Raw genomic sequence first — 25,693 nt, 5'->3', positions numbered from 1 at the left:
GCAGGCACTGTGCAACGACGCGAAGCGGATAAACCACTGGATTACCGAATTAGCCGAATTTCTTTTATTGGCGACCTTCTTAGCCCCCAAGCGCTATTGCTGATTGTATTGTTAGCGGTGCTATTGTCTCTTTCTTTGACCATTCTCAAATCGGGTTTGCAGCATTTTGACTGGTATCTGCTGGGCATGTCTGGCATGTATATTATTTGGTGTTTGCTGGGTGCGGCGACGATTTTGACCTGGTGCAAGCCGCTGTTTCAGCGCACCAGCACGGCATATACGGCGGGCATCAGTTTTGTTATTGGTCTTTGCTGGGTGGTAATTGTGACGGTGGTCGCGCAGTGGTTGGCCAGTGGCGTGATGCAAGGCGAAGCTTGGAATATCAATTTTTGGCAGATTGCCGACACCCTGGCGGTGGCGAGCCTATTGCTTGGCGTGGGTATGCGTTACGCCTACCTCAGCCTGCAATTTCGATTGCGTGAACAAAGTATTTTACATGCCCGACTCGACGCCCTGCACTCGCGGATTCGCCCGCATTTTCTGTTCAATACTCTTAATAGCATTAGTAGCCTGATTAGTACTGAGCCGGTGAAGGCCGAGCAGGCGGTCGAAGATTTAGCGGCATTGTTTAGGGCGAATCTACAGGGCGGCATGAGTATGGTGCCCTGGGTAGAAGAGCGCGATTTGTGTGAGCGCTATTTGCGCATTGAAAATGCAAGATTGGGTGACCGGCTAAAAGTAGATTGGCAGCAAGCGGAGCTTGGCGACAAAGTACTGGTACCCTCACTGCTTTTACAACCGTTGTTAGAGAACGCCATTTTGCATGGCGTGCAGCAGTTACCTGCCGGTGGCACGGTAGTGGTGCGCGCTAGTTTAAAAGGCGAAATGGTGGAAATTGATATTAGCAATCCATTGCCCACCAATGCGGATGCGCCAGTGGGCAATGGCATGGCGAATGAAAATATACGACTGCGCTTGCAAACCCTGTTTGGCGACCGCGCAAAATTTGGCGCCAGTCGAGACGGCGGTCAATATCGGGCCCACGCGTCATTTCCTTTAGCTTATGAGCGCAGGGCGATGGCGCGGTGAGAGTTCTGCTGGTTGATGACGAGCCCTTGGCACGCCAGCGTGCCGCCCGCTTATTGGCTGAATTAGACGATATTGTGGTGGTTGGTGAAGCCGCAAATGCCGAGCAAGCACTCAGTGAATTTGAGCGCTGTAGTCCAGATGTGCTGTTGCTCGATATCTCGATGCCGGGCATGAGCGGTATTGAGTTAGCCAAGAGGCTCGGTAAATATGAGCCCGCCCCCGCTGTGGTGTTTTGTACCGCCTACGACGAGTACGCGGTGGCGGCCTTTGAAACACATGCCTTGGGTTATTTACTTAAACCAATACAGCGCGACAAGCTCGCCGCCGTGTTTTCTCGCTTGTCACGCTTAAATCAAGCGCAGCTGTCGGCTTTGGCAACAATGACTGCTGAGGATCATGATCGCGGCCCGCGTCAGCAACTTTGTGTTAATAGCGCCCAAGGTATGAGCCTGTTGCCCGTGTCTGCCGTGCGCTATTTTTATGCGGACAATAAATACGTCAGTGCGGTTCACCCTGAGGGCGAGTTGTTGTTAGATGAAAGCCTCAAGGAACTCGAAGACGAATTTAGTGAGCAGTTTGTGCGCGTACACCGCAATGCCTTGGTCTCGCTGACGTATTTACAGGGTATTGAGCGGGTCGGCGTTGCCGCCTATCGAGTGCGCTTACAGGGCATGGCGGAAGGCCCGCAGATTAGCCGTCGCCATTTGCCTGCGCTGCGAGCGCGCCTAAATAAAAAATCCTAGGTTTCTATTATTGCCGTCGCCGCCGGGTCTGGCGGCCTTAATGGTTTTGTCAGCGCCGTCGCTGGCGTATCATGGTGGTCTACTTTGTCTTACGGAATGACTTATGTCCGATAATATTATCCGCATCGCCACCCGCGAGAGTTTGCTGGCCTTATGGCAGGCGGAATTCATTAAAGCTGAACTACAGGCCGCCCATCCCGGTTTACAGGTTGAATTATTGGGAATGACCACCCGTGGCGACCAATTGCTGGATTCGCCGCTATCAAAAATTGGTGGTAAAGCGCTGTTTGTGAAGGAGCTTGAGCAAGCTTTGCTCGAAGGTCGCGCCGACATTGCCGTGCATTCTATGAAAGATGTGCCAATGGAGTTCCCCGCAGGTTTGGGTCTGGCCATTATTTGCGAGCGCGAAGACCCACGGGATGCCTTTGTCAGCAACCATTTTAGCGCGGTTGAAGCTTTGCCCCAGGGTGCCCGAGTGGGGACGTCGAGTTTGCGCCGGGAGTGCCAACTGCGAGCTCAGCGCCCAGATTTACAGATTTCTAGTTTGCGCGGTAATGTGCAAACGCGTTTGCGCAAGCTTGATGAAGGCGAGTTCGATGCCATTGTTTTGGCGTCGGCCGGTTTAATTAGGCTGAAATTAGAGGCCCGAATTGCCTCGTATATGTCGGTGGAAACCAGCTTGCCAGCCTGCGGCCAGGGCGCAGTGGGTGTCGAAACCCGTATTGATGACGATCGCGTGAACGCGCTATTAAAGCCCTTGCACAACAGTGTTAGTGCAACGCAAGTTATGGCAGAAAGAGCCATGAATCGGCGCCTAGAAGGTGGCTGCCAAGTGCCGATTGCGGGCTATGCCATCGCCGATCCAGGCAACCCCGATCAACTTTGGTTGCGGGCCTTGGTGGGTGAGCCCAGCGGCGGAAAAATTCTTACCGCAGAGGCGCGGGGACCCCGGAGCCAAGCTGAAGCGCTCGGCGTGGCCGTTGCTGAAGACTTGCTGGCTCAAGGCGCGGGCGCTATTTTGCAGGCGGTGTATGGCAACAGCAAGCCAGCCTGATCTTGCCAGTTTGCGGGTTTTAGTAACGCGTCCGGTAGAGCGCAGCGCTGAATTGGTCGCTGCGCTAACGGCGGCTGGAGCCAAGGTCTTAACCCAGCCCTTGCTTAATATTGCGCCGCTCACCGCGCCGCGCCACGAGGCAGAGTTGCAGCGCAGCCGACAGCTGTTTATGAACTTAGATTGCTATCAACATCTAATCTTTATCAGCGTGAACGCGGTGAGCTACGGAATAGAGGCAATCGAGCAGTTTTGGCCCCAGTGGCCCGTTGGCGTGAAGGTTCACGCCATAGGTGCAGCTACTGCGGCGGCCTTAGCTGCGCGGCAGATCGACGTTGACACAGTTGATAACGTTGCGATGAACAGTGAAAGCTTGTTGGCTACGCCAGTCTTACAGCGTCTACAAGGCCAGAAAGTACTTATAGTCAGAGGCCTTGGTGGCCGTGAGTATTTGGCAGAGCAGCTTGCGGCACGAGGCGCCCAGGTAGACTATGCTGAATGTTATCAGCGCCTTAGTCCGGAGCTAGATCGCGAGCAATTCCATACGTTACTGCGCAGGCAGGACATTAATATTGTTTGCGTAAACAGTGGCGAAACCTTGCACTATTTTCATTCCTTGTTGCAAGACGCGGCATTGAGCTACAGGGTGTTAGTGCCCGGCGAACGGGTAGCGAGTTTGGCTGTAGCGTTGGGTTTTACCCAAGTAATACAAGCCGAAAATGCCGGTACAGCAGCAACCTTGGCCGCTTTAAGGGGCTTTGTGAACAAATAAATTGACCGTGAGCATGCTATTAATCAGTGAATTTGAGCAGAGAGAAAATAATGAGCGGTGACAAACCGGAAGATAAAAAAGACGTAAATTCCGAATCGGCCTCAGCGGTGCCAGTGCCACCTGAACCTTCGGTGAGCAAGAGCCAAGATGCCAAATCGGCCCCGCCGCCAGCACCCTCTAAATCAAACTCGCCAAAAGATAAAGCAGCTAAACCCAAACGCTCTGGTGTGGTTATTGCCTTGCTCGCCTTACTGATTGCGATACTGGCCTTGGCGCTGACGGCGTGGCAATACCAGCAGGAATATCTGCTGGCGAAAACCGAGGCCTCGGCAACCAGCGACTTAAAAGCCGAGCTGCAAACCTTAAGCGCCTCTCAGACTGAGCTAGTGGCAAGCTTCGCCGCACAGCGCGAAGCCTTGGCACAATTACGGCTAGACAATAGCAGCCAATTGAACGCGCTCAGCCGCCGCAGTCAGGAGCTGGAAACCAAAATGCAGTCGCTGACCACCGTCGACCGCCAAGATTGGTTGCTTGCCGAAGTCGAGTATTTACTCCGCCTAGCGAATCAGCGTGCGCAATTGAGTCACGACCCTCGGGCGGCGGCGCAATTACTTAGTAATGCCGACTCCATATTGCGGGAGCTTGACGACGCCGCCTTACACCCAGTGCGCGCTGAGCTAGCCAAAGAAATTAGCGCCTTGCAAAACAGTGCAGACGTCGACATTGAGGGGGTGTATTTGACCCTGCAGGGCCTAGCCACTGAAGCTGGGAAACTGAAGTTATATCAGGCGCCAAGTTACAGCGCCGAAGAAGTAGAAGAGACATCTGAAGAGTGGCAGCAGCGGCTTCAGAGTGGCTTAGACAATGCTTGGGCCAAGTTGCGCAGCTATATCCGCATTCGTCACCACGACCAAAACTTTAAAGCCCAGTTGGCTCCCGAGCAAGAAGCGGCGTTGCGGGCGAGTTTGCGCTTAATGTTTGAGCAAGCGCAGTTGGCGCTGCTGGCGAACCGACCGGTTCTATACCAGCGGGCGCTGGATAAGGCTGCGGCGTGGTTGCAAGAGTATTATCAGCTCGACGACCACCGCGACGGCTTATTAAAGCAAATTAGCACGGTGCGAGCGATGCCCGTCAGCCCAGAGATGGCTGATATCTCTGGTTCACTGCGTAGCTTAAAAGTGTATTTAAAGAGCCACCGTTGGCAGCAAGAGGCGCGTAAATGAAAATTTTCATTGCGGTGCTGCTGGCCCTTGCCCTCTCGGCGGGCTTGGCGGCGGCGATACAGCAGGATTCGGGCTATATTCTGATCGCGTATGGCCAAACCACCGTCGAAATGACCATTTGGGTTGGTGTCGCGGTGTTAACGGTATTTCTGATATTGGTGATACTGATTTTTATGAGTTTGCGGCGCGGCGCCAAAGTCTCAGACAGCATTGGTTCCTTTTGGACTGTGCGGCGCGCGGTGCGCGGACGCAGTCATACCACCTTGGGTATGATCGCCTTCATCGAGGGCAATTGGGCCAAGGCGCGCAAATTACTCACCGATTCGGCCAAAGACACCGAAACGCCTCTCATCAATTACTTGCTTGCCGCTCGGGCCAGTCATGCCCTAGGGGATGCGCCAGGCAGCCGTCATTATTTGGGACTGGCCGAGCAAACCAGCAATAAGGCAAGTATTGCGGTGGCCTTAACACAGGCTGAAATGCAGGTAGAAAATGGTCGTCTTGAAGAGGCGCTCGCGACCTTAACGCGGGCCCGCCGCAACGCCGAACGCCATCCCTCGGTGCTGACGCTGCTGAAAAAAGTGTATATCGGCCTGCGCGACTGGAACTCGCTCTTGGCTCTAATTCCGGATTTGCGCAAGCACGGCGGTATTAGCGAGGAACGCTTGGCAGAGTTAGAACGTGAAGCCTTAATGGGGCAGCTGGAACACACCGCGCAGCAGGGTGATGCGGCGGCATTACAACAGTGGTGGAAACACGTGCCACGCACTTGGCATCGCGATAACGGTCTGTTGTTAAGTTATTGTCGCGTACTCGTTGCGGCGGGAGATTCTGCCAGCGCTGAAAAATTACTTCGCCAGTCTATAAAGCTTAGCTGGCACAGTGACTTAGTGAAACTATATGGTCTGATCGCCGGTAGCGATGTAGCGCGCCAACTCAGTGCGGCGGAGTCGTGGCGTAAAGACCATGGCGATGATGCGGTCTTGTTACTGACGCTTGGGCGTTTATCGCTGCGCAATGAGTTGTGGGGTAAAGCCAGAGAGTATTTTGAGCAGGCTTACCAGCTGAGCCCTAATAGCGAAGTGTGTTTTGAGTTGGGGCGACTCATGGTTAATTTAGATGAGCCTGCTGCGGCAGAGCGTTTTACGCAAGAAGCCCTGCAGCTGCAAGGACAGTCGCTGCCGAGTTTACCGCAGCCCTCGTTAAGCAAGTTAAAGGAGTAGACGCGCGCAGTGAATATCGCCGCACTAGAAAAAATGTTGGCCAAAGGCAATGACAGCGCAATATTGCGCTTTGGCCTCGGCAAGGCGTATCTTGATGATGACAATGTGGAACAAGCCATTGAGCATTTCCAGCAGTGCGTCAGTATCGACCCGAGCTATTCCGCGGCCTGGAAGTTGCTCGGTAAAGCCCTGCACAATATTGGTGAACCCGAGAAAGCAAAGGCGGCCTGGCAACAGGGTTTAGTCAGCGCCCAGGAAAAAGGCGATAAGCAGACCGAGCGAGAAGTCACCGTGTTTTTAAAGAAATTGAGTAAGGTGGTAAAGGAGTAAAACCACCAGATCTACGGTATTTGTTTACAGGGAGTAAGCTGATGTCTGATATAGAAAAAATGATTACAGCGGTCATCCGCCGGGAAGGCGGCTACGTCAACCACCCCGCAGATCGCGGCGGCCCCACCAACTACGGAATCAGTCAAAACGCCCTGTCACACCACCTTGGCCGATCTGCGAGTCAAAGTGATGTTGAACAGCTTGACCAGGCTGTTGCCCGTGAGATTTATAGGCAGACTTACTACCTTGCACCAGGCCTAGATCAGTTGCCTGAGCTTATACAAGAGTTTGCTTTCGACAGTGCAGTTAATCATGGCCCAAAACAAGCCGTGCTGTTTGTGCAGCGCAGTTGCAATTTACTGGGCGCTAAACCGCCACTGCGAGAAGATGGTTTAATGGGCGATAACACGCGACGCGCCGCCAAAACCGCAGCGCAGCGATTTTCAGCTCGTCTAGTCAGAACTCTGCTCGCCGAGCGTCGTAATTTTTATTTTAAATTGGTTGAAGCAAAGCCGTCCCAGCAAGTGTTTTTAAAAGGTTGGTTAAATCGACTCGCAGAATTCGACGACGGCGATACACGCATAGTGTGAATAGCATTAGTGTGTTAGAAATAGAGTTTGCGCGGCACTCTAAATTGGATTGCGCGGTATTTGTTGTGAGATGTGCTAATGATTTCCAAGCTACCTCGGTGGGTGGAGTACGGGGCTTTTGTTCTGGCGTTTGTCGCCGGAAATGTGAATGCCGTCGGCCTTATGGGGTTTCAGCACCAGTCAATTTCCCATCTTTCTGGAACGGCAACATTGCTCGGCACGGGTTTAGTCAGCGGCACTTTAAACAATGCCATGCACTTGCTTGGGGTCCTGCTCAGCTTTCTTTGTGGCGCTGCTATTTCTGGTGTTTTTCTGTCTAGCGGCGCCCTCAAATTGGGTCGGCATTACGACTCCTTGCTGGCGCTAGAGGGAGGCTTGCTACTGCTCTCAATTTATTTTCTTAACAACGGTTCATTGCTGGGCCATTATACGGCGTCTGCCGCGTGTGGTTTGCAAAATGCGTTAGTTTCAACCTATAGCGGTGCGGTGGTACGAACAACCCACGTCACGGGGATTTTTACCGACTTAGGATTGATGTTAGGCGCGAAGTTGCGAGGCGCCGGTTTCGATCGACGCAAGGCACTACTTTTTATCTTAATTATCTTCGGTTTTATTCTCGGCGGCTCACTCGGCGCTTATTTGTTCAGTCAGTGGCAGTTTTTCGCCCTCGGTTTACCGGCAGGGATGTGTTTAATTCTGGCTCTTGGCTATCGAGTTTATCGTGTTGCTGCGCTCCAAAAATTACGTGCATCATAAGCCGAATATTAGTGGCATTAAAGAAACAGCGGGAAGAATATGGACGAGCAGTTTTGGCACAAGAAATGGGAAAGCAAAGACATTGCATTTCACGCGGCGACGCCAAATCCCTTATTACTAAGCTATTTTGATCAGCTGGGTCTCGCGAATAATGCGAGGGTGTTTTTACCGCTGTGCGGGAAAACGCTGGATATCGGCTGGCTGCTGAGCCAGGGCTATCGCGTGGCGGGTGCCGAGCTAAGCACCATCGCCGCCGAAGAATTATTTTCTGAGCTGGGTTTTACGCCCATGCGATCTGAACTTGGCGCAGTGCAGCGTTATCAGGCCCACCATTTGGATATCTTTGTTGGCGATATTTTTGCGCTAACTTCAGAATTACTTGCTCCGGTAGACACCATCTACGACCGCGCAGCTTTAGTGGCCTTGCCAGACACCCTGCGGGCGGCCTATACCGCGCTGCTAAAAGAAATAACGCACACCGCGCCTCAGCTATTAATTAATTATGACTACGACCAAACCGCACAGGCAGGGCCACCGTTTTCAATTAGCGACGCGGAATTGGCAAGCCATTATCAAGCGGCGTATCACGTGCAATTACTCAGTAGCGACGCTGTGGCCGGTGGATTGAAAGGCAAGTGCCCAGCCTTAGAGAAGGTTTGGCTGCTTCGGGCTCGGTAACTATCCTTGAATATGTGCCCACCTCTCCGGTAGGCACTGACAATTCCTTTGTTTCTATCATTTGCTGACCAGGCATGTTCATCTAGGGGTTTCAGTATCTGTCGAAGCTGAGATGATGGAGTTTCGCGCAGTGCTTTACTAACCCCTATCAGCCACAGCTGTATCCAAAGAACTGCTTCGTTTATGTGAACTTGATTTTCCAAGAATTGCCGTGGCGACGGCTGCAGCCTCCCCCTGGAAAAATTGATTTAGCGCAGTTTTTCGGCGACTAAAATTATCCAATAGCATGTTAAGCAGTCCCTTGCAGTACGGACCATGCCCGCCCATGTACCGGATTGCGCACGATGTATCGGGATATTTCCACCAGATATAGTCCCTTTTTAAAGAGAATAGCTTAGTAGCGACCATGAAAAATATGTCCTACTCGACGATGAACGCGATTATAGGTTTGTGTATAAGCAACATTGAGTTGGCGCAATCCTATGGAGAAGTCTGTACATTTGAGCCACAATTTTGATGAGATAATTGAGGGCTGCGCCACGAAATGAATTTTGTATTGCATGCTAAAAATTATTTTGAAAAATATTCGTAGCTACGACAGATTTGTACGTGATTTTCCATTTCTCCTGCGGGTTATTTGATGAATTTATTCATGCATCGCAGTAAAAGAGAATTTGTAAGAAAAATAAGGCTTAAACGAATGAGTTTGGTAGATCCCTATGCGCCCCATACACAAAAGCTACCGTCGACCTATATGATACCGGACAACAATATTACATATTCGGCGATGTTACCTATAATTTCGACGAATAAAATTAACTAACAAGTAAATAATTCTTTCAAAAAAATCTGATGCAAATGTAACGCCACTAAATGTACACGAACTATTTAGGGGCGTTACATATTGTTTCGGCTGGAAGAATTCCAGCAGTGGATTCTCATCTTTAGGCTTTACTGCCATTTACAGAGTCGTTTAGAGCCAACTAAGCCTTTCTACTGACCGAAGATAGCAAAAAGGTTAGCCTTAGTATGGCTGACAATGATACGACCATTAGGAAGAGGAAAAAAGATGCGATTCGTATATTCTCGTCGAGGGGAAGGTAGCTGGCTAGAGCTGATGCTAAAGCGCCGCAGATTAGCATTAGGCAACCTTGTAAACTTGCAGCCACGCCGGCGCGATCCGGAAATAGCGACATGGAGATGGCAAGTGCATTTGAAAAAATGAACCCTTGTCCGAGCGCAACCACCATTATACCCGCAAGCAATGAAACTAAAGAAAGGTGAAATGCAGATAGTGACATTATTACGACGCCGGCAAGAGATATAGATCCACCAAGCCACATTAAGGTTGACGGCGAATATCGTTTAACTACCACTCGATTTAGTAGCGTTCCAACAAAATAGCACAAACCTACTGCAAGCGCTGTTTTGCCAAAATAGTCAGCAGTATGCCCAAGTCGTTCTTGTATGATATATGGCCCAATCACATTCCAAATAAGAAATGCTGAGAAGCTAGTGCCTAGTATAATGACGGAGCATCTATATCTTGAATCTTTCAATATCGTTGAATAGCTAGAAATAGTATCAACAGGTTTTATTGTATTTTCTGCCGGTAATGATTCTTTTAACCCAGGGCAAATAAAGGCTAGTACTATTGCACCATAAATCGCATACAGGACAAAGTTATAACGCCAGCCAAGATTGACTTCAATAACCCCGCCAATATATGGAGCAACAATAGGCCCTATACCAAACGCTAGACTTAGATAAATGATGGCAACCCTGAATCGGTCTCCTTTTACATTATCTACAAGGATTGCCCGGGCAACGACTTGGCATGCACCTATAGCGAAGCCTTGTATGCCGCGGGCCACTAATAGTATTTCTATTGAGGTAGCTGTTGTGGCGAGTACACTACCAATAATAAACAGCAACATCCCAAATAATATCGATGATCGCCGACCTTTCGAATCAGCCATGATTCCAAAAAATAATTGTCCAATTGCGTAGCACACGAGGGTAATAGTGATTGTGTTCTTCATCAACATAGGGCTAGCGTCAAGCTCTAGACCAATTGAAGGAATGCTTGGTGCATAAAGGTCTATCGCGATGCCCGCAACGCTATTGATCAGCGGTGCGAGAAACACGATATAGTTTTCATAGCGCTTCGTAATATTCATCGTTCTGCCTATTAAATGAGATAAACCGTCTTTTTCTTTAATTAACTAAGCCCTTATGCGGTTGATAGGACTGGTAGCGCTTTCGGGACTGTAGAGCTATTCCAAACTTTTTCATTTCGAAGCCGAAATACAACTACTCTTGGATCATGGTTGTAATAGGTACCCCAATTTGTATTTGGGTCTTCCACGCGCTCTATTGTCGCAGCACCAAGATCGGTTACTTCAGCCACGATGGAGTGTAATATTGCTCTAACCTGTTTGGTCGCCGTAAGCACAACAAGGTCATAATTGTGTAAAGTAAGTGTTTTTATAATCAGATCTAAGAGATATTTCCCGGCACCTATGCCGCGTGTGAATGAAGAAAAGGCACCAATTTCTGCAATTTTAGATCGTTCAATTGAGTATATTTCATCAAGTTTCTTGTCAATATAGTACTCGCTAAATAGTTTTCCGGTATCTCCGAAAGTGACTCCCGCGCATGCATGTCCAGGACCCTCTACTAAGGTGTTTGTCAAAGAATAAAATAAGTCGGGTTTCGGGTTAGGCGTTGCTCCATAGTGACTGCTGTAGTGTAAACAGACCGATCTTTGAAGGTATGTGTATTTAGGTACTTCCTTGCAATAGATTCGCACGATATACATACGTCCATCCTTTATGAATACAACAATTCAATGTATTTAGATTCAATAACGCCACGACGAGGACGTCCAGTTACGGTATAGAAATCATGCCTGAATGTTGGTATATCAGAGATCTGAATATACTTGCGAATACGTGCAAAATTAGCTAGCCGGCTTTCAATGCGAGTTAGCTCAGCCCGAATAAGATCGGGATCGGATTCCGATAGGATGATGGCTGACGGCTCATCTTGGCCCTCACCCATAACGATGATGTCGTCAATGTAAGGGCTTTCTTTGTAAATGCTTTCAACCCACTCTGGAGAAATATTGCGTGAGGTTGATAAAATTATGACGTTCTTTTTCCTCCCTGTGATGTATAAATACCCGTCGCGAATCTCGGCAATATCGCCAGTGTGCAAAAATCCATCAGTCATTTCGCACGAAGTATCATCTGAGCTGTAATAACCTGCACATAAAGTTGGGGTGTTGATTAATAATTCACCATCAACAAACTTTGGAACTATTCCTTCAAGTAAAGTGCCTGACGAACCAATTACACGCTGCTCTACTGAGTTCATGCTGATGATCGATGAATTTTCACTTAAACCATAAGCTTCGAAAATATTGATACCCTGCGCGTCCAATGCTTCGAGTATCTTCATCGGTACCTTTGCACCTCCAGTAATAATATGTGGGTTATCATTGCCGAGGATTTGTGAACATGTCTTTGTTTGTAGTAACTGATTTGCCTCTTCTAATAGTTTTGGTGGTAGATACAGAAAGTTAGGGTTATTAGGGGCAATTAAATTAAAATACTCTACAGCGTTACCGCTTGCAGAGCCGTACTCAGTCATCATTGACGGCATAAAGGTTAGTGTTCCGCCAGAGAGAATTGGTATAAAGATCCCCAAGACTTGCTCAATAAGTAAGCTCATTGGGACTATGGATACGTAATTTAAAGGTTTTGCAGGCAGGCGATTCATAACATTACACACCAACAAGCCGACGGCCTCATCACGGATCATTACACCCTTCGGCTTCGAGGTCGTTCCTGAGGTATGTATGATCCCTGTTATGTCGCCCTCAATTCGCTCTCCTAATAGGCCCGTGTATGGGCCAAAAGGTGTTTGTCGCACAAGCTCGGGTGTGAGGCATAATTTGCCAGGAAGAATGGTGCTAATTCTTTGTTCGAGATTTTTATTCTGGACAAATATCGCTGTGGCTTTTGCCAGCAGGCTATTAATCTGGTCATCTGAGAATTCAATTGGCACCGGGAGAAGTACAGCATCTACCTTTTGTATTGCCAGCAATGTAGCTACCCATTCGTAACTGGATCTCATGGCAACGCCAAAAACCAGACCGTGGCAATTCCCAAACTGTCCTTTAAGACCGATAGCCATTTTATTAATATCATCTAGCAATTGAGAAATTAAGTATGAGCGGCCATCCATCTCGTGCATTACTACGCGATCAGGTGTGCTATTCAGATAATTGATCATTAAGTTACGAATACTCATATTGAACCTCCAGCTTTGTAGCTTTGGGCGCCGAATATTCTTCTATTTGTATCTTCCAGACGGCAACGTCCATGCATCACTCTAGTGTTGTCAATAACGACAATATCGCCCCTTCGCCAGAAATGCTTATACGTATATCTTGAGGTGACGTCCTTAACCTCGTCCCAAATATAGAAGGGTATTTCTTCACCATCTTCCCATGTAATATGTGGCGGATCATAATTGAAGCTGGGGCCTAATAGGGAATTGCAGAAGCTACGCTTGTTTGAAAATCGACTTACTTCTAAAGCAGAAATCACTAGCTCTGAATATATGAGATTTTTATCTAATCGATGGTATTTTTGGCCCGGAATATCTTGCATGACCTGATGCATATGCTCATCGGATATGGACTCGAGCTGAAGCTCAATACTGAGAAATCTCTTCACATTGTCCCAAGGTATCCTTCGGGAGTATTTGATTTTCCTGTTGATAAATTGGTTTCTAGTTTTGGGAGATAGGTCAAAAAAAACGCGTTGGCCGTCGCACATCGTTGTTTGTGATCCTATAGCCGCGGGCTCTAAACAGAAAAACCACTGGATGTCGGGATGGAACGGCAGGTTGCCATTCTCTCTGTGTAGCCCCATCTCATATATGCCAGCATTAATCTCTGCAGTATTAGATGTGGCAGAAAGGCGAGCTGGGTCAAAGGTCACTTTTGACGAGCATATGCTAACAAGTTCGTCGAAATCGTTTAGGGAATCGCTAAAACCTTGGTATATGATGACTCCGCTATGAGAAAGATCAGAATATAGCTCATCACAAGTAAAGGTAGACAGAACCTTTCTGTCTGGGATGATGGATTGAATGCACTCAAAGCCATAGCCGGGTACGGGGTTGCGAAGAAACGGTTGCTCATTACAGATTGCTTGGGATTGCATTGTATTCCTCCTTGATTTGATAAGACACTGTTGGGTGCCATATCAATATAGAAGGAAAAGGTGCTTAGTAAGTTTTAAAATTTAACTAAGGCATATTAATATTTGAATAACTGAATGAGAATATTGGTTTGTCAGTGTATTGATTGCCCCATGAAGAGCAGGCTCAATAGAATTTGTTAAGTGACAATTAAAGTGCAGCAACAGATAGCAAAAGGGGGGTGGTTAGTAAAGCCTGATTATTACGCTGCAATTTTTTCTATATGAGTAATTGTGAGCTTTTGGTATGAGATTTTAGTAGCATTTCATGCATCCAATTGATCATCAATCACATGCTTGGCGGACATCCGTATTAGGTCCTTAAGTTTAGTTAGCTCGTTGCTATTAGATTTTTCACTAGCCCAAATTATATCTAGAGAAAAGCTAGGAAATCCGTGTGGCGGCTGACAAATTTTTACGTTATCTGGAATTTTTAGTAACTTAATTAGTGTTTTTGGTAACGCCAATGTTGCCGGGACTTTATCCAGAATGTTTATTGCCGCCTGGTATGTATTAGCATTCGCCAATACATTACGTGACTTGCCAATCTTATCCAGCCAGCTATCAACCATATTTTTTTCAGACAACCATGGTGTAGGATAGACATTTGGAATGGAACAAAACTCATCGATGCTAAATGGGGCTGTATAGTCATACCTGTGGCAGCTAGTCAAGCAGATAAAAGTGTCAGTGAGTATGGATTCCCACTCTAAGTCTGGGTGCAACTGGTGGTAGCCAGGGCCGAATCCAATAGCGAGATCAATATCACCGCTGATCAATTTATCAACGGGTATTTGGCGCATTAATTTCTCGAGATTCAGTATCACTTTGGGGCTTTGCTTAACTATGTTGTATAAAGCAAAAGGCAGAATGCTTAATTCAAAGTATTCTGGTGCACATATATGCCAAGCTTTAGCCACCGACCCTGTATTACTTTCCGAGTCATATTCGGCACAACGATTTATAGAATCTACTACATTTCTCAGGTATGGAACTATTGCTTCAGCCTTTGCTGTAGGCACCAATGCACCTTGGGAAGAAGTAAACAATCGGTCATCGAAGCAGCTTCTTAATCGTTTCAGGCAGTAACTTACGGTTGGCTGACTAATGTTCATTGTTTCAGCAGTTTTACGAGCACTCAGTTGCTCGTACATATTCAAAAAAATAACAATGTCTTGCAGGTCGAGTTGCTTTAGATAGTTACTACTCAGCATATAATTTCCATTTCACTGCGGCATGTCGAGATTGCCATAGTGCTTCTTAATTTCGTAAGATTATATCAGATTTAATCTGCTGGAAAGGCTACGCGACTATCTAATACCGAAATGGACTTCTCTGGGAAAATAGATAGTGCAGTGCTATTCTTGGGGCTCAGGAGAAAGGCGTATGAGTAGTTGACACTATACACCAGAATTTAAAGACAAAGCCGATCTACATGTGGAGCGGGTTATTCTGTCGCTGAAGTATCAGAGCGTTTTGGTGTCTCTGCCTACAATTTTTATAATTTGGTTAATGTAGTTAAACCTGGTTAATCGGGAGTTCACGCTAATGAACTTCGAGAAGCCAAAACTGAAGTTCCTGAATCGCGCGCCCTGCTCCTTCGTATTAAGGAAAAGCGAGATATGCTAAAAATGGCTGTAGATTCAAGTAATCATCGCATGGTACTTTCTGAACCAGCCAGAGTGAAGTTCCAATGAGTTAGTGTCAAATCTCCGGTGGCAAGTATTGGAAAGTGACTTCTGTTTTGTTTTTCCTATAAAATCTTGTTGCCAAGGAACAGGAAATTAACATATATTCTCTAGCATTATAGATATTTTTTTGTCGCCGCTTGCGAGACGTTTGATTTTTAAGTTAGCAAGGTTGCTAGGTTAATACTAATCACTAGGATGTGAGATGTGAAATTTAAGTCCCTTCCAATAGTATATTTTTCATAAATTTATTTTGATAACTGATCGTCTGTTCGGCTAAGCGATAGAGTTGGATATTAGACGTTGATTCCTATAAGCCTAACAATATTTTTTTGCTTTTAGATATGAGTAATGACAAGGAGAAAAGATGAAAAGGAATTTAATTTTAGCATCAGGATTGGTTTTTTTGATCGCGGGGGTGCGGCACAGTCAATAATGCTCTTGTAGAAAAAAAAGAAGACGGTAGAGTATTACCGAATATTCGATATTAAAACCAATGCGGATAGGTACAGTGTAGCTGATGCCGCAAGCGCAGGTTTAGGGCGGAATGTAAATAATGCTACTGAAGCTAGGCCGATTCCTAACTCCTCTGAGGTGCCGCAGCAGCCTGGTCGATTCAATTTAGTGAACCCCTTTGAAGGCTCTAAGCTTGCCGCATTGGCAGCGTCAGGAGGTAGTATTGGGTTTAAAATAGCGACATGTGAAGGTGCATCATGGACTGCTAATGCAAATAGAAACACTCCTGGCTCGTCAGATTTAAGGCTGACTGCCTGCCTTTTTCCTTATAGCGAGGGCTATCATTTAGATTTGTATGCAACCTTTGTTAAAAAGGAAGGAGGCATTTTGGAGTTAAGTCGTGCGGCGGCTGGCGTCATGGTCGGAACTCCAGAGGAGTGGACGGAGAAAACCTTCTTAGATATTGTGAGGCAGATCGTAAAAGAAACAAATTCAAAGGCGAGCTATATTGAAGGCTATCCTAAATTAGAAGGTACCCCGTGGCTAGATTCTGGGCAGGCGATTTGAGCCACCATAGATTGATGAATAGATAGCCCAGGAAGAGGTTGTTAAGGCCTTCAATCGCGCGCGAGAGAAAGTCAGGGCGCCCCTCTTATGATGGGCGCCTTCCTTTACAAAATTTAAATCATTTCCTTCATCAAGGCCTGCAAGGCCGCTTCGCGATTGCCCAGCAATTCTTGATACTCGCCAAGTATGTTTTGCTTTTCTTTCAGTTTGGCCATTTGCGGGCCATAGTCGCTGCTGAGTTTGGTTTTTAGTTCGTCTTCGACTTCGCTGAGCTTGGCTTTGATTTCAGCGCCAAGCACGCCGCCTAAAATACTGTCGAGGTTGGATTTGAGTTTGATCGCGGGCTCATTCACTGTGCCGTTAACACTCAAATCCATGACGAGCTTGCTGACGTCTTCCAGCGCGGCAGCCAATAGTTGCGCGTTTTTGTTGTCTGCGGCGGCGTTGGCAACCAACAGTTTGGCTTGATTTATAAGGCCTTTGGCTGAGCCTTTTAAGGTATCGCCGTCTATGCCGAAGTTAGCGCTAATATTGGCAATGCCTTTTTCCAATTGCAGCGGCAGCTCTGGGCTTTGGGACAGGGAAACACCAGATAGCGCCAGCTCCTTTAATGCCATATTGAAAACGCTTTTTAAGGTGTTGTTGCGCTGGTCAAATATGCCGTCAATCACGAGTTGGGATTTCTGGTCCATGCCGCCACGCAGGGCCATGGTGATGGGTTTGTTCCAGTAGTCTTGCTGGTCGGTGACGTCGTTGATTTCACCTGAGTAGGCCAGTTTTTCACCGCCAATGACTTGGTAGCCGTCGATCAGGATTTGGCGGATGAGCAGTTTCACTGGCAATTCGGTTGGTGCTTCGGCGGGAGCGCTTTCTTTTGCCGCCATATTGCCCATGGTTTCTTGGTAGAGGCTTAGGCCGCGCTGTACAAAGGTATTTACTTCGTCGCCAAGCAGGAAGCGCAGCATGCCTTCGCTGCCTTGGTCTAATCCGTATTTGGAGAGCATGCGCTTAGACTGATCGGCGGGCAGATTGGCGGCCCGCAGCGTCAGGCTCTTCACTTCGGCAGAATCAGTTTTGATGTCTTCGTTTAAGGTTTTAAATTGTTTGAGATCGCTTTTAATGTCGTCGCGCAATTGCTTGGCACCTGCGATACGCTCGATCATGTTTTTCTTTTTAAGCTCATTCCAGCGGGTTTGGTAGGCTTCTATTTTGGCCTGCTCGGGCAGCTCGGTGGTTTTGGTTTCCCAGCGATTTTGGATAGTGCTAAAGCCGTTTTGAATTGCGTCGACCTCGGCTTGAATGGTGGCCTGCTCCTCGGCGAGTAGCGCGCTGGGGTCAGGCATGGTGATGCCGGGCAAACTGCTTTCGCTTTCAGGTTTTGCTGGCGGTAGCTTGCCGTCTAAGGTGCCGGGTGTGCTGCGCTCGGTGTACATTTGCAGGCCAGACAGCACAACTTGGTCGGCAATAAACTGCATTTTTAACAAGGCCTTGGTGTCGACATCGGCAGACACTTTGGCGCTTTGCAGTAAATTACGCATGGGTTCTTGGGGGTTGGCGACGGTGAGGCCATTTAGCGCGACATGGGTGGGATAGAGCTTAATATCGACGCTGTCGACATCGACCCGCGCGCCAACTTGCTTGCTGCCCTCGTGCTCAATCATAAATTTGGCGATGGGTTCCAGCGCGAACACCACGCCAATAACGGTAACGGCCAGCAGGGCGATAACGCCGCGAAGAATCCATTTGAACATACCAGTTTGTCTCCAGGTTTATCGTTGGTGCATAAGATTGTAGCGCTGAGCACGCTACTTGGGATTTTTTATACTTGATTAGAAAGTCTCAGACCAGAATAGTGTTGAAAAGTGCAATTAGCTATACAAATTAAAGGCTTACTGTGAATTTAGCTTGCGCAATTGGTAGTCGTCACTATTGTTGGCATGGCGGTAGGCGGCCTGAGCGGCGAGGCCGGTCGCCTGATTAATACCTCGCCAGAGCAGCTGCGTGTGCTCATTGCTATTACCATGACACCATAACGCGAAGTCGCCATGGTGTTCACGGTCTATGTTGAGCAAGCCAATACTAAGCTGCTTGTTTTTGTGCTGTTCAATGTCTGGGCAAGGGGCTTGTAGGGTGATGATTCGGCCTGCAAGCGCCTCCACGCTATTGATCAATACGCTATTACGCAGTAGTAGCGCGACCATATCTCCGCGCTGGGGTGGGCTTTGTCGTCCGGCGGGTAGCTGCAATTGGCGGAGGTTCAAACCCTCACAGCGCCAGTGCTGGGCGATGCTGTTAAGCGGCATTTTTGCGATGCGCAGGTCACTGCGGGCGTGGCTGATACACAGTGCAATTGTTGCGGGCGCGGTGATGACCTTGCCATTGCGCAGGGCCACCGTGCCGGATTCAAGCTGGCAGTCACAGCGGCCGCAATTGCCGTTGCGGCAGCTGCGGGCTACTGGTAATGCTGCAGCGAGGCATTGCTTTAGAAGATCGTCGCTGTCGTTGATATTTAGGCTAAGCGCGGTGTCAGCCACCGTTAAGCACAAACTCGCCATTAGCCTTTGGTCAGGTATTCGGCATGCAGGCGAGGTAATAATTGCTGCAGCGCCAGCGCGCGGTGACTGATTTGGTTTTTTTCGGCCTTATTGAGCTCCGCCGAACTTTTAGCGAGTTCGGCAATAAAAAACAGCGGGTCGTAGCCAAAGCCATTGTCGCCGCGTGGCTGTTCAAGAATAGTGCCCCGCCACTGACCTTCGCAGACGATAGGGGCGGGGTCGTCGGCGTGGCGGACAAAGGCCAGCGCACAGTGGAAGTGAGCGCGACGTTGGGTGTTGCCAGTGAGCGCGAGCAAAAGCTTGGCATTATTGCTGGCGTCGTCGGCGTTAGTTCCGGCGAAGCGCGCGGAGTAGATTCCCGGTGCACCGTCGAGGGCGTCGACACACAGGCCAGAGTCGTCGGCCAGCGCAGCACAGCCACTTTGGCGGGCAGCATTGCGGGCTTTTAAAATGGCATTTTCGATAAAACTGAGGCCGGTTTCCTCCGCCTCTTCCACCTTGTAGTCGGCTTGGCTGCGCAGTTCAATACCAAGTCCGCTCAGAAGGTCATTCAGTTCCTGGAGTTTACCTCGGTTGCCGCTGGCGAGAACGACGATGTGCTTGGTTGTCACGTTGTTACTCCGCCTATTTGTCTACGTATAGCATTTTAATGAATTGAACGTCGTAGCTGGGCTTGTCGTCGACATTGACTTGGAGACGAAAATCTCGGCGCTCGTCATTGCTAATGGCGAACTCGGCAATATAGTAGATGGCGTCCTGTTCTATGACTTCACGAAAATCTAATGGGGTCCGGTGGATTAGATCCGACTGAGTGCCGTTGATGGTGGCGCGCAGGGCAATATTGTCAGGGCCACTCTGGCGGCGCACCGACACGTTGATCAGGAATTTGTTTTTACCGCGCACAATGCCATAGCTGCGGGCGACCTGGGGCGTGAGGAAGCTGGTGTTCAGCACGCTGAAATGGACAGTGTCATTGCCAAACTGCTTGCTGGTTGCCGTCACCGGTGGGGTTTCTTGGGCTTGGCTGGCTGCACTAAAGCAGAGTAGCAAGCCAAGACTGATGGCGGAGAAAACGCGATATGCAAAATTCATAATGAATACTCTATTGGCCGGTTCATTTACTGATGTGATAGACCGCGGTAACGCCAAGCAAGTTCGGGAAGCGGTCGGCGAGTGAGCTTTGATTATTGTCGGCGCCGATCACTGCGCTATTTAGCACGCGGATCTGCTTGTCGGCACACAGTGCTTCAAAATCTTTTACGGTACAAAAGTGAATATTGGGGGTGTCGTACCAAGTATAGGGTAAGAATTTTGATACTGGCATTTTGCCGCGCTGGCTTAAATACCAGCGGCTGCGCCAGTGGCCAAAATTAGGGAAGGTGACAATACATTCACGGCCGACACGGAGCATTTCGTCGATGACCAAGTGCGGGTAGCGCAGGGTTTGCAGGGCGAGGGTCATCACCACCATGTCAAAACTATTGTCGCGGAAATTGCCGAGCCCAAGGTTAAGGTCGTGCTCAATGACATTCACACCTTGCGCCAGTGACTGGGTAATATTCTCAGGGTCGATTTCAAGACCAACCCCAGACACATTTTTTTGCTTGGCGAGGGTTGCTAGCAGCGTGCCGTCGCCACAGCCCAGGTCGAGCACGCGACTACCTTCATTAATCCACGGCTGAATCAGGGTAAGGTCAAAGCGCATGGCCAAGCTCCTGTTTGAGGCGTTTCATATAAGCGTGGAAGACATCCATATAACGCGGGATCGGGATTAAAAACGCATCGTGGCCGTGGTCGGCTTCGATTTGGGCGTAGCTCACTGGTTTATTAGCAGCGACCAGCGCGTCGACGATTTCTCGCGAGCGGGCCGGGGCAAAGCGCCAGTCGGTGGTGAAGGAGATCACCATAAACGAACACTTGGCGTGGCTAAAGGCCTCGGCGGGATCGTCGTTATATTCCCGAGCCAGGTCGTAGTAGTCCAATGCCTTGGTCATCAGCAGGTAAGTATTGGCGTCAAAGCTGCCGGAAAAGGCCTCGCCCTGATAGCGCAGATAACTCTCTACCTCAAATTCTACATCGCTGTCTGAGCCGGAGCCGAGCGTCAGGTTGCCGGTTTTTAATTCCCGGCCAAACTTTTGCTTCATGCCATCTTCAGACAAGTAGGTGATATGGCCAACCATGCGGGCCAGCGCCAAACCCTGACGAGGCAGGGTGTTGTGTTCTAGGTAGCGGCCCTCAAAGAAATTGGGGTCCGAGGTAATGGCCCTTCGAGCAATTTCGTTAAAGGCGATATTTTGGGCTGACAATTTCATGGCCGAGGCAATCACAATGCAGTGGCGCAGGGCATCGGGATGCTCCAGCGCCCAACGCATGGCCTGCATGCCGCCGAGGCTGCCACCGATTATCGCCGCCCACTGAGTGATGCCAAAGTGCTGCATCATTAGGTATTGGCTCTCTACCCAGTCGCGACAGCGCAGCGGTGGAAAGTCTGGCCCCCAGGGCTTGCCGGTCTCCGGATTGATGGCTGTTGGGCCGGTTGAGCCATTGCAGCCGCCAATATTATTAATGCTCAGAACAAAGAACACATTGGTGTCGATGGGTTTACCGGGGCCAATACAGCTGTCCCACCAACCCGGTTTGCGGTCGTCGGGATGGTGAATGCCCGCTGCGTGATGATGACCGCTGAGGGCGTGGCAGATGAGTATGCCATTGGATTTGTCGGCGTTGAGCTGGCCGTAGGTCTCGTAAACAATATCGTGTTCGGGCAGTGCACGCCCACAAGCCAAGGTCAGGGGCGTATCGAAATGCAGGGTTTGCGGCACCACAATGCCGACGCTGCCATTTTGTTCCTGTGTCATCTAGACCGTTTTCCTTATAGTGCTTGGGCTTGGTACTGGATTGCGCCGTTTATTTTACGGTGTCGGCTAGGGCTTCGGGAATACTCGTCGGCGCCTGAATTTTCAGTGTTTTTTGACGGCTTTGGCTGCCCGCGCTGAGGCTTACACGCTGCTTGCTTACGCCAAAGGCGGCGGCAACAAATGCGATCAAACCGGCATTGGCTTTGCCGTCTGTTGCCGCTGCGGTAATTCTGATTTTGAGCCGATCACCGTGTTGCCCCGCGAATTCATTGGCGCTGGCCTTGGGCTGAATATGGCAGAATAAAACTAAATCGCCATCCTGCCATTGGTAGTACTGCGCGCTGACCACCGTGTTGCTGCTTTATAGCCCCATAACCAGTGCCGGGTGCAAGCCGGCACTGGCCGCCATATGCCGCAGTAGCACCTCTAGCACATTGATAATTAAAAACACAAATATTGGCGATAGATCGAGACCGCCCATCGGTGGCACGAGTTTACGAAATGGCGCCATGACCGGTTCGGTGATTTGAAAGAGCAGGCGTGCGGCGGGGTTGCTGCCGCCTTGGGCAACCCAACTCATAATGATATTGCCGATAATGGCGAAGAAATAGAGGTTGAGCAGGGCACTGCAAATGCCAAGTACCGACCAAATAAGCAATTGGCCTATATTGGGCAGGCGGCCGCCGTAAATCTGAAACAGGATGGCAATACCAACCGCTTGCACCAGCAGGGCTAAAAGTAAGGAGGCGGTGTCGACCTTGCCGACACTGGGAATAATTTTTCGCAGCGGCAGTACCAAGGGGTTACTGACTTTCACCACAAACTGCGAAATAGGGTTGTAATAGTCTGCCTTCACTAACTGTAAAATCATGCGTATCAAAAATAAGGCGATACCAAGGCTGACCACGGTATTGAGTAGCAGTGTCGTAATTTCGTTAACAGCACTCATTAAAACTATTCTCCATCCAGTTCAAGGGCGAGTTCTTCGGCGCGAAGGCGAGCGCCTTCTAAGGCTTGGTCGAATAATCCCTCCAAACCGCCGTCTTGCAGCAGCTTAATTGCACGTTCAGTTGTGCCTTTGGGTGAGGTCACTCGACGGCGTAATTCAGCGGCGTCGACATCGCTGCTTATGGCCATTTGCGCGGCGCCTAGCGCGGTTTGCTGGGTGAGCTGCTTGGCAACCTCGGGGCTAAGCCCCATTGCCACGCCTTTGGCCTGCATGGCTTCCATCACTAAAAAGAAATACGCCGGGCCGCTGCCAGACAGGGCGGTAACCGCGTCTAATTGGGCTTCATCGTCTACCCAAAGGGCCAGTCCTACCGCTTGCAGAATTTGCTCCGCTTGTTCGCGCTGGACGGGGTCTACCTTGGTGTTGGCAAATAAACCGGTGGCACCGCTGCGCACAAGCGCAGGGGTGTTGGGCATGCAACGCACAATAGCGGTATTGCCACCTAACCAGTTGTTTAAACTGCTGCTGGTAACACCGGCGGCAATGGTGATGATCAGCGGTTGCTGCTTTTGCACGCTGGCGGCGATGTCGCCAGCGACGATTTTCATGATCTGGGGTTTCACTGCCAAAATGACAATATCAACCGCCGCAATTAAAGCGTGATTGTCGCTGCCGGTGTGCACGGGTGCGACATCGCGGAGTTTATCTAAGCTTTCGGTATTTGGGTCACTGGCCCAGATTTGCTCGGCAGCAAAGCCGCTGGCCACAAGGCCGCCAATGATACTGGCGGCCATATTGCCGCCACCGATAAAGCCAATACGCATTGTACTCACCACGTTAATCCTTGTTTTCTGATGCCCGCTGCCACACCGCTTAAGGGTGACGCGGGGAATTTGCCGACGGCAGTATATCAGCCCTGTTTTGATACTGGCAGTGAATGCGCCTTCAATCGGGCTTTGCCGCTGCGCGCGGGCCAAAAATATCACTGCCAATGCGCAGTATGGTTGCGCCTTCGGCAATGGCCGCTTCCATGTCCCCAGACATGCCCATCGACAGCGTATCGAGCTGTGCTCTCGGAAAACGCTGGCGCAGGGTATGAAGCAGTTCGCGCACGGCGGCAAAATTGCGGCGTTGCTGCGCCGGATCGCGGGTATTGGCGGGAATCGCCATTAAGCCGCGTAAACGCAGGCGGGGCTGGTTTAGGACTAATTCGGCCAGCGCCGGAATCTCTTCAATGGTGGCGCCCGCTTTACTTGCCTCGTCGTTAATATTGACCTGCAGGCAAATATTGAGCGGTGCGAGCTGCGATGGCCGCTGATCGTTAAGGCGGGAGATGATTTTGGCGCGATCAACGCTATGTACCCAGCTGAAGTGCTCGGCAATATCGCGGGTTTTATTGCTTTGTACGGGGCCAATGAAGTGCCAACAGATGGCGTTGTTTTGGAGTTCCGCTTGTTTGGCCAAGGCCTCTTGCAAATAATTTTCGCCGATATGTTGGATGCCCGCGCTCAGTGCAAGCTGGATTTCCTTAGCGCTGCGGGTTTTGCTAACGGCCATCAGGGTGGCTTGCGGTGCGCTGGGGCAGAAAAGATAATGAGCTGCCGCGATCCTCGCCTGAATCGCTGCTATATTACTTACTATGGTATTGGTTGCTGTCATTGGGAGATTATGCCCGATCTCTGTCTAAGCGTCGCTTTTGAGGACCTTGGACGGCAAAATAAAAACATTGTGCTGTACGCCACCGCCGTCGCATTATAAGGTTTTGAATCTGTTGCTGCCTGCGCAGGCGGTGCTGTGCGGTTTTGATGTGCTTGAGGAATTTCATGGATATTACCGAATTATTGGCTTTCAGTGCGAAACAAAATGCATCTGACTTGCACCTTTCGGCGGGTTTGCCGCCGATGATCCGGGTAGACGGCGATGTCCGTCGTATCAATTTGCCGCCCCTTGAGCACCGTGAAGTTCACAGCCTGATTTACGAAATAATGAATGACCGGCAGCGTCGGGATTTTGAAGAATTTTTGGAAACAGACTTTTCCTTTGATGTGCCTGGTGTGGCCCGTTTCCGGGTAAACGCTTTTAATCACAATCGTGGTGCCGGTGGCGTATTTCGGACGATTCCGTCCAAGGTTTTGTCTATGGACGACCTTGGCATGGGACAGGTTTTTAAAGATGTCTCGATGTTGCCTCGAGGCTTGGTATTGGTTACCGGGCCAACGGGTTCCGGTAAGTCGACAACCTTGGCGGCGATGATTGATTATATCAATGACAATAAATTCGACCATATTTTGACCATTGAAGACCCAATTGAATTTGTGCATGAATCCAAAAAATGCCTGATTAACCAGCGTGAAGTGCACCGCGATACTCACGGCTTTAATGAGGCCTTGCGCTCGGCGCTGCGCGAAGACCCCGACATTATTCTGGTTGGCGAATTGCGTGATTTGGAAACTATTCGCTTGGCCCTGACTGCCGCAGAAACGGGTCACTTGGTGTTTGGCACCTTGCACACCACCTCCGCAGCCAAGACTATTGACCGGGTTGTTGATGTGTTCCCTGGTGATGAAAAATCCATGGTGCGTTCCATGCTGTCGGAATCTTTACAGGCGGTTATTTCGCAAACCTTGTTGAAGCGGCCAGAGGGCGGTCGAATAGCCGCGCATGAAATCATGATTGGTACGCCGGCAATTCGTAATCTGATTCGGGAAGACAAAGTGGCGCAGATGTACTCGGCAATTCAGTCTGGTGCAGCGCTGGGTATGCAGACCATGGATCAGTGTTTAAAAGAACTATTGGCCAAGCGCAAGATCAACCGCGATGCCGCCCGCCTGAAAGCGCGTTTCCCGGAAAACTTCTAATGGCGCGAATAAAACGACGTAGCCTGGGGATGGC

General features: G+C 49.5%; 27 protein-coding genes and 1 pseudogene. 13 read left to right on the top strand and 15 right to left on the bottom strand.

What is annotated here, in order from left to right:
* Positions 1–9: 9 nt before the first annotated feature.
* The 10 genes from AZF00_RS17515 to tmpT all read left to right on the top strand — a co-directional run bounded on the left by AZF00_RS17515 (position 10) and on the right by tmpT (position 8,455).
* Positions 10–1,089, top strand: a complete 1,080-nt coding sequence (locus AZF00_RS17515) for a sensor histidine kinase (protein ID WP_008252681.1) — start codon at positions 10–12, stop codon at positions 1,087–1,089.
* Positions 1,086–1,832 carry a LytR/AlgR family response regulator transcription factor gene (locus AZF00_RS17510; protein ID WP_062384444.1) on the top strand — a complete coding sequence of 249 codons (747 nt, stop codon included), beginning with the start codon at positions 1,086–1,088 and terminating at the stop codon, positions 1,830–1,832. The genes AZF00_RS17515 and AZF00_RS17510 overlap by 4 nt, the downstream gene beginning before the upstream one ends.
* A 103-nt stretch (positions 1,833–1,935) precedes the next feature.
* Positions 1,936–2,886: a hydroxymethylbilane synthase gene (gene hemC / locus AZF00_RS17505; RefSeq protein WP_062384442.1), complete on the top strand. Its 951-nt coding sequence runs from the start codon at positions 1,936–1,938 to the stop codon at positions 2,884–2,886.
* On the top strand, positions 2,864–3,655 hold the full coding sequence (locus AZF00_RS17500; protein ID WP_062384439.1) for a uroporphyrinogen-III synthase: 792 nt from the start codon (positions 2,864–2,866) through the stop codon (positions 3,653–3,655). The genes hemC and AZF00_RS17500 overlap by 23 nt, the downstream gene beginning before the upstream one ends.
* A 50-nt stretch (positions 3,656–3,705) precedes the next feature.
* Positions 3,706–4,878, top strand: a complete 1,173-nt coding sequence (locus tag AZF00_RS17495; RefSeq protein ID WP_062384436.1) for a uroporphyrinogen-III C-methyltransferase — start codon at positions 3,706–3,708, stop codon at positions 4,876–4,878.
* Positions 4,875–6,101 carry a heme biosynthesis HemY N-terminal domain-containing protein gene (locus AZF00_RS17490; protein WP_062384433.1) on the top strand — a complete coding sequence of 409 codons (1,227 nt, stop codon included), beginning with the start codon at positions 4,875–4,877 and terminating at the stop codon, positions 6,099–6,101. The genes AZF00_RS17495 and AZF00_RS17490 overlap by 4 nt, the downstream gene beginning before the upstream one ends.
* Before the next feature lie 9 nt (positions 6,102–6,110).
* Entirely contained in the window at positions 6,111–6,431 is a 321-nt protein-coding gene (locus tag AZF00_RS17485) for a tetratricopeptide repeat protein (protein WP_082793689.1), read from the top strand.
* 41 nt (positions 6,432–6,472) lie between these two features.
* Positions 6,473–7,021: a glycoside hydrolase family 108 protein gene (locus AZF00_RS17480; RefSeq protein WP_008252644.1), complete on the top strand. Its 549-nt coding sequence runs from the start codon at positions 6,473–6,475 to the stop codon at positions 7,019–7,021.
* Positions 7,022–7,099: 78 nt separating this feature from the next.
* Positions 7,100–7,777, top strand: a complete 678-nt coding sequence (locus AZF00_RS17475; protein WP_062384430.1) for a YoaK family protein — start codon at positions 7,100–7,102, stop codon at positions 7,775–7,777.
* Positions 7,778–7,816: 39 nt separating this feature from the next.
* The gene (tmpT, locus tag AZF00_RS17470; protein ID WP_062384427.1) at positions 7,817–8,455 is read left to right on the top strand and encodes a thiopurine S-methyltransferase; all 639 of its coding nucleotides are present in this window, start codon (positions 7,817–7,819) and stop codon (positions 8,453–8,455) included.
* A gap of 983 nt (positions 8,456–9,438) precedes the next feature.
* On the opposite strand, the gene AZF00_RS17465 is transcribed toward tmpT, so the two are convergent.
* From AZF00_RS17465 to AZF00_RS17445, 5 genes are all read right to left on the bottom strand, one after another.
* On the bottom strand, positions 9,439–10,635 hold the full coding sequence (locus AZF00_RS17465; protein ID WP_062384425.1) for a multidrug effflux MFS transporter: 1,197 nt from the start codon (positions 10,633–10,635) through the stop codon (positions 9,439–9,441).
* A 53-nt stretch (positions 10,636–10,688) separates the two neighbouring features.
* The gene (locus AZF00_RS17460) at positions 10,689–11,276 is read right to left on the bottom strand and encodes a thermostable hemolysin (protein WP_062384422.1); all 588 of its coding nucleotides are present in this window, start codon (positions 11,274–11,276) and stop codon (positions 10,689–10,691) included.
* Between the two features lie 11 nt (positions 11,277–11,287).
* On the bottom strand, positions 11,288–12,772 hold the full coding sequence (locus tag AZF00_RS17455; RefSeq protein WP_197465682.1) for an AMP-binding protein: 1,485 nt from the start codon (positions 12,770–12,772) through the stop codon (positions 11,288–11,290).
* Positions 12,769–13,692 (bottom strand): TauD/TfdA family dioxygenase, encoded by a 924-nt coding sequence (locus tag AZF00_RS17450; RefSeq protein ID WP_062384419.1) that lies wholly within the window; start codon positions 13,690–13,692, stop codon positions 12,769–12,771. Before AZF00_RS17450 ends, AZF00_RS17455 begins: the two co-directional genes overlap by 4 nt.
* A gap of 302 nt (positions 13,693–13,994) precedes the next feature.
* Positions 13,995–14,942 carry a LysR family transcriptional regulator gene (locus tag AZF00_RS17445; protein ID WP_062384416.1) on the bottom strand — a complete coding sequence of 316 codons (948 nt, stop codon included), beginning with the start codon at positions 14,940–14,942 and terminating at the stop codon, positions 13,995–13,997.
* A 223-nt stretch (positions 14,943–15,165) separates the two neighbouring features.
* Here AZF00_RS17445 and AZF00_RS19835 point away from each other — a divergent pair.
* Positions 15,166–15,422 (top strand): annotated as a pseudogene (locus tag AZF00_RS19835) (IS3 family transposase); the annotation flags it as partial.
* 618 nt (positions 15,423–16,040) lie between these two features.
* Positions 16,041–16,439 (top strand): hypothetical protein, encoded by a 399-nt coding sequence (locus tag AZF00_RS17440; protein WP_197465681.1) that lies wholly within the window; start codon positions 16,041–16,043, stop codon positions 16,437–16,439.
* A 113-nt stretch (positions 16,440–16,552) separates the two neighbouring features.
* Here the strand turns inward: AZF00_RS17440 and AZF00_RS17435 are convergent, their stop codons facing one another.
* The 10 genes from AZF00_RS17435 to AZF00_RS17390 all read right to left on the bottom strand — a co-directional run bounded on the left by AZF00_RS17435 (position 16,553) and on the right by AZF00_RS17390 (position 24,460).
* Entirely contained in the window at positions 16,553–18,190 is a 1,638-nt protein-coding gene (locus AZF00_RS17435; protein WP_062384413.1) for a TIGR03545 family protein, read from the bottom strand.
* Between the two features lie 138 nt (positions 18,191–18,328).
* Complete coding sequence (locus AZF00_RS17430) at positions 18,329–18,994, bottom strand: 2Fe-2S iron-sulfur cluster-binding protein (protein WP_062384410.1); 666 nt, start codon at positions 18,992–18,994, stop codon at positions 18,329–18,331.
* A complete protein-coding gene (rdgB, locus tag AZF00_RS17425) occupies positions 18,994–19,605 on the bottom strand; it encodes an RdgB/HAM1 family non-canonical purine NTP pyrophosphatase (RefSeq protein ID WP_008252635.1) in 612 nt (203 codons plus the stop codon). The genes AZF00_RS17430 and rdgB overlap by 1 nt, the downstream gene beginning before the upstream one ends.
* Positions 19,606–19,618: 13 nt before the next feature.
* Complete coding sequence (locus AZF00_RS17420; RefSeq protein WP_062384407.1) at positions 19,619–20,086, bottom strand: DUF4426 domain-containing protein; 468 nt, start codon at positions 20,084–20,086, stop codon at positions 19,619–19,621.
* A gap of 22 nt (positions 20,087–20,108) precedes the next feature.
* Complete coding sequence (metW, locus tag AZF00_RS17415; RefSeq protein ID WP_008252630.1) at positions 20,109–20,699, bottom strand: methionine biosynthesis protein MetW; 591 nt, start codon at positions 20,697–20,699, stop codon at positions 20,109–20,111.
* Positions 20,689–21,852: a homoserine O-succinyltransferase MetX gene (metX, locus tag AZF00_RS17410; RefSeq protein WP_062384405.1), complete on the bottom strand. Its 1,164-nt coding sequence runs from the start codon at positions 21,850–21,852 to the stop codon at positions 20,689–20,691. The genes metW and metX overlap by 11 nt, the downstream gene beginning before the upstream one ends.
* Positions 21,853–21,901: 49 nt before the next feature.
* Complete coding sequence (locus tag AZF00_RS17405) at positions 21,902–22,201, bottom strand: DUF167 family protein (protein ID WP_008252625.1); 300 nt, start codon at positions 22,199–22,201, stop codon at positions 21,902–21,904.
* A gap of 12 nt (positions 22,202–22,213) precedes the next feature.
* Positions 22,214–22,801 carry a YggT family protein gene (locus tag AZF00_RS17400; protein WP_008252623.1) on the bottom strand — a complete coding sequence of 196 codons (588 nt, stop codon included), beginning with the start codon at positions 22,799–22,801 and terminating at the stop codon, positions 22,214–22,216.
* 5 nt (positions 22,802–22,806) lie between these two features.
* Positions 22,807–23,625 (bottom strand): pyrroline-5-carboxylate reductase, encoded by an 819-nt coding sequence (gene proC, locus AZF00_RS17395; protein WP_197465774.1) that lies wholly within the window; start codon positions 23,623–23,625, stop codon positions 22,807–22,809.
* A 121-nt stretch (positions 23,626–23,746) separates the two neighbouring features.
* Positions 23,747–24,460, bottom strand: a complete 714-nt coding sequence (locus AZF00_RS17390; protein WP_062384402.1) for a YggS family pyridoxal phosphate-dependent enzyme — start codon at positions 24,458–24,460, stop codon at positions 23,747–23,749.
* A 164-nt stretch (positions 24,461–24,624) separates the two neighbouring features.
* Here AZF00_RS17390 and AZF00_RS17385 point away from each other — a divergent pair, with 164 nt between their 5' ends.
* Positions 24,625–25,659, top strand: coding sequence for a type IV pilus twitching motility protein PilT (locus AZF00_RS17385; protein ID WP_008252620.1), 1,035 nt, complete (start codon positions 24,625–24,627; stop codon positions 25,657–25,659).
* Positions 25,660–25,693 lie beyond the last annotated feature (34 nt).

Source organism: Zhongshania aliphaticivorans, assembly GCF_001586255.1.
In the GTDB taxonomy this organism is placed as follows: Bacteria; Pseudomonadota; Gammaproteobacteria; order Pseudomonadales; family Spongiibacteraceae; genus Spongiibacter; species Spongiibacter aliphaticivorans.
Note: the sequence above shows the minus strand (reverse complement) of the source record. Positions and strands in the feature narration are given on the sequence as shown.

Excerpts from the sequence above, each read along its gene's own strand:
- hemC (WP_062384442.1), top strand. The coding sequence starts at position 1,936 with ATGTCCGATAATATTATCCGCATCGCCACCCGCGAGAGTTTGCTGGCC.
- AZF00_RS17500 (WP_062384439.1), top strand. The coding sequence starts at position 2,864 with ATGGCAACAGCAAGCCAGCCTGATCTTGCCAGTTTGCGGGTTTTAGTA.
- AZF00_RS17495 (WP_062384436.1), top strand. The coding sequence starts at position 3,706 with ATGAGCGGTGACAAACCGGAAGATAAAAAAGACGTAAATTCCGAATCG.
- AZF00_RS17490 (WP_062384433.1), top strand. The coding sequence starts at position 4,875 with ATGAAAATTTTCATTGCGGTGCTGCTGGCCCTTGCCCTCTCGGCGGGC.
- AZF00_RS17480 (WP_008252644.1), top strand. The coding sequence starts at position 6,473 with ATGTCTGATATAGAAAAAATGATTACAGCGGTCATCCGCCGGGAAGGC.
- AZF00_RS17475 (WP_062384430.1), top strand. The coding sequence starts at position 7,100 with ATGATTTCCAAGCTACCTCGGTGGGTGGAGTACGGGGCTTTTGTTCTG.
- tmpT (WP_062384427.1), top strand. The coding sequence starts at position 7,817 with ATGGACGAGCAGTTTTGGCACAAGAAATGGGAAAGCAAAGACATTGCA.
- AZF00_RS17465 (WP_062384425.1), bottom strand. The coding sequence starts at position 10,635 with ATGAATATTACGAAGCGCTATGAAAACTATATCGTGTTTCTCGCACCG.
- AZF00_RS17460 (WP_062384422.1), bottom strand. The coding sequence starts at position 11,276 with ATGTATATCGTGCGAATCTATTGCAAGGAAGTACCTAAATACACATAC.
- AZF00_RS17455 (WP_197465682.1), bottom strand. The coding sequence starts at position 12,772 with ATGAGTATTCGTAACTTAATGATCAATTATCTGAATAGCACACCTGAT.
- AZF00_RS17450 (WP_062384419.1), bottom strand. The coding sequence starts at position 13,692 with ATGCAATCCCAAGCAATCTGTAATGAGCAACCGTTTCTTCGCAACCCC.
- AZF00_RS17445 (WP_062384416.1), bottom strand. The coding sequence starts at position 14,942 with ATGCTGAGTAGTAACTATCTAAAGCAACTCGACCTGCAAGACATTGTT.
- AZF00_RS17435 (WP_062384413.1), bottom strand. The coding sequence starts at position 18,190 with ATGTTCAAATGGATTCTTCGCGGCGTTATCGCCCTGCTGGCCGTTACC.
- AZF00_RS17430 (WP_062384410.1), bottom strand. The coding sequence starts at position 18,994 with ATGGCGAGTTTGTGCTTAACGGTGGCTGACACCGCGCTTAGCCTAAAT.
- AZF00_RS17420 (WP_062384407.1), bottom strand. The coding sequence starts at position 20,086 with ATGAATTTTGCATATCGCGTTTTCTCCGCCATCAGTCTTGGCTTGCTA.
- metW (WP_008252630.1), bottom strand. The coding sequence starts at position 20,699 with ATGCGCTTTGACCTTACCCTGATTCAGCCGTGGATTAATGAAGGTAGT.
- metX (WP_062384405.1), bottom strand. The coding sequence starts at position 21,852 with ATGACACAGGAACAAAATGGCAGCGTCGGCATTGTGGTGCCGCAAACC.
- AZF00_RS17400 (WP_008252623.1), bottom strand. The coding sequence starts at position 22,801 with ATGAGTGCTGTTAACGAAATTACGACACTGCTACTCAATACCGTGGTC.
- proC (WP_197465774.1), bottom strand. The coding sequence starts at position 23,625 with ATGCGTATTGGCTTTATCGGTGGCGGCAATATGGCCGCCAGTATCATT.
- AZF00_RS17390 (WP_062384402.1), bottom strand. The coding sequence starts at position 24,460 with ATGACAGCAACCAATACCATAGTAAGTAATATAGCAGCGATTCAGGCG.
- AZF00_RS17385 (WP_008252620.1), top strand. The coding sequence starts at position 24,625 with ATGGATATTACCGAATTATTGGCTTTCAGTGCGAAACAAAATGCATCT.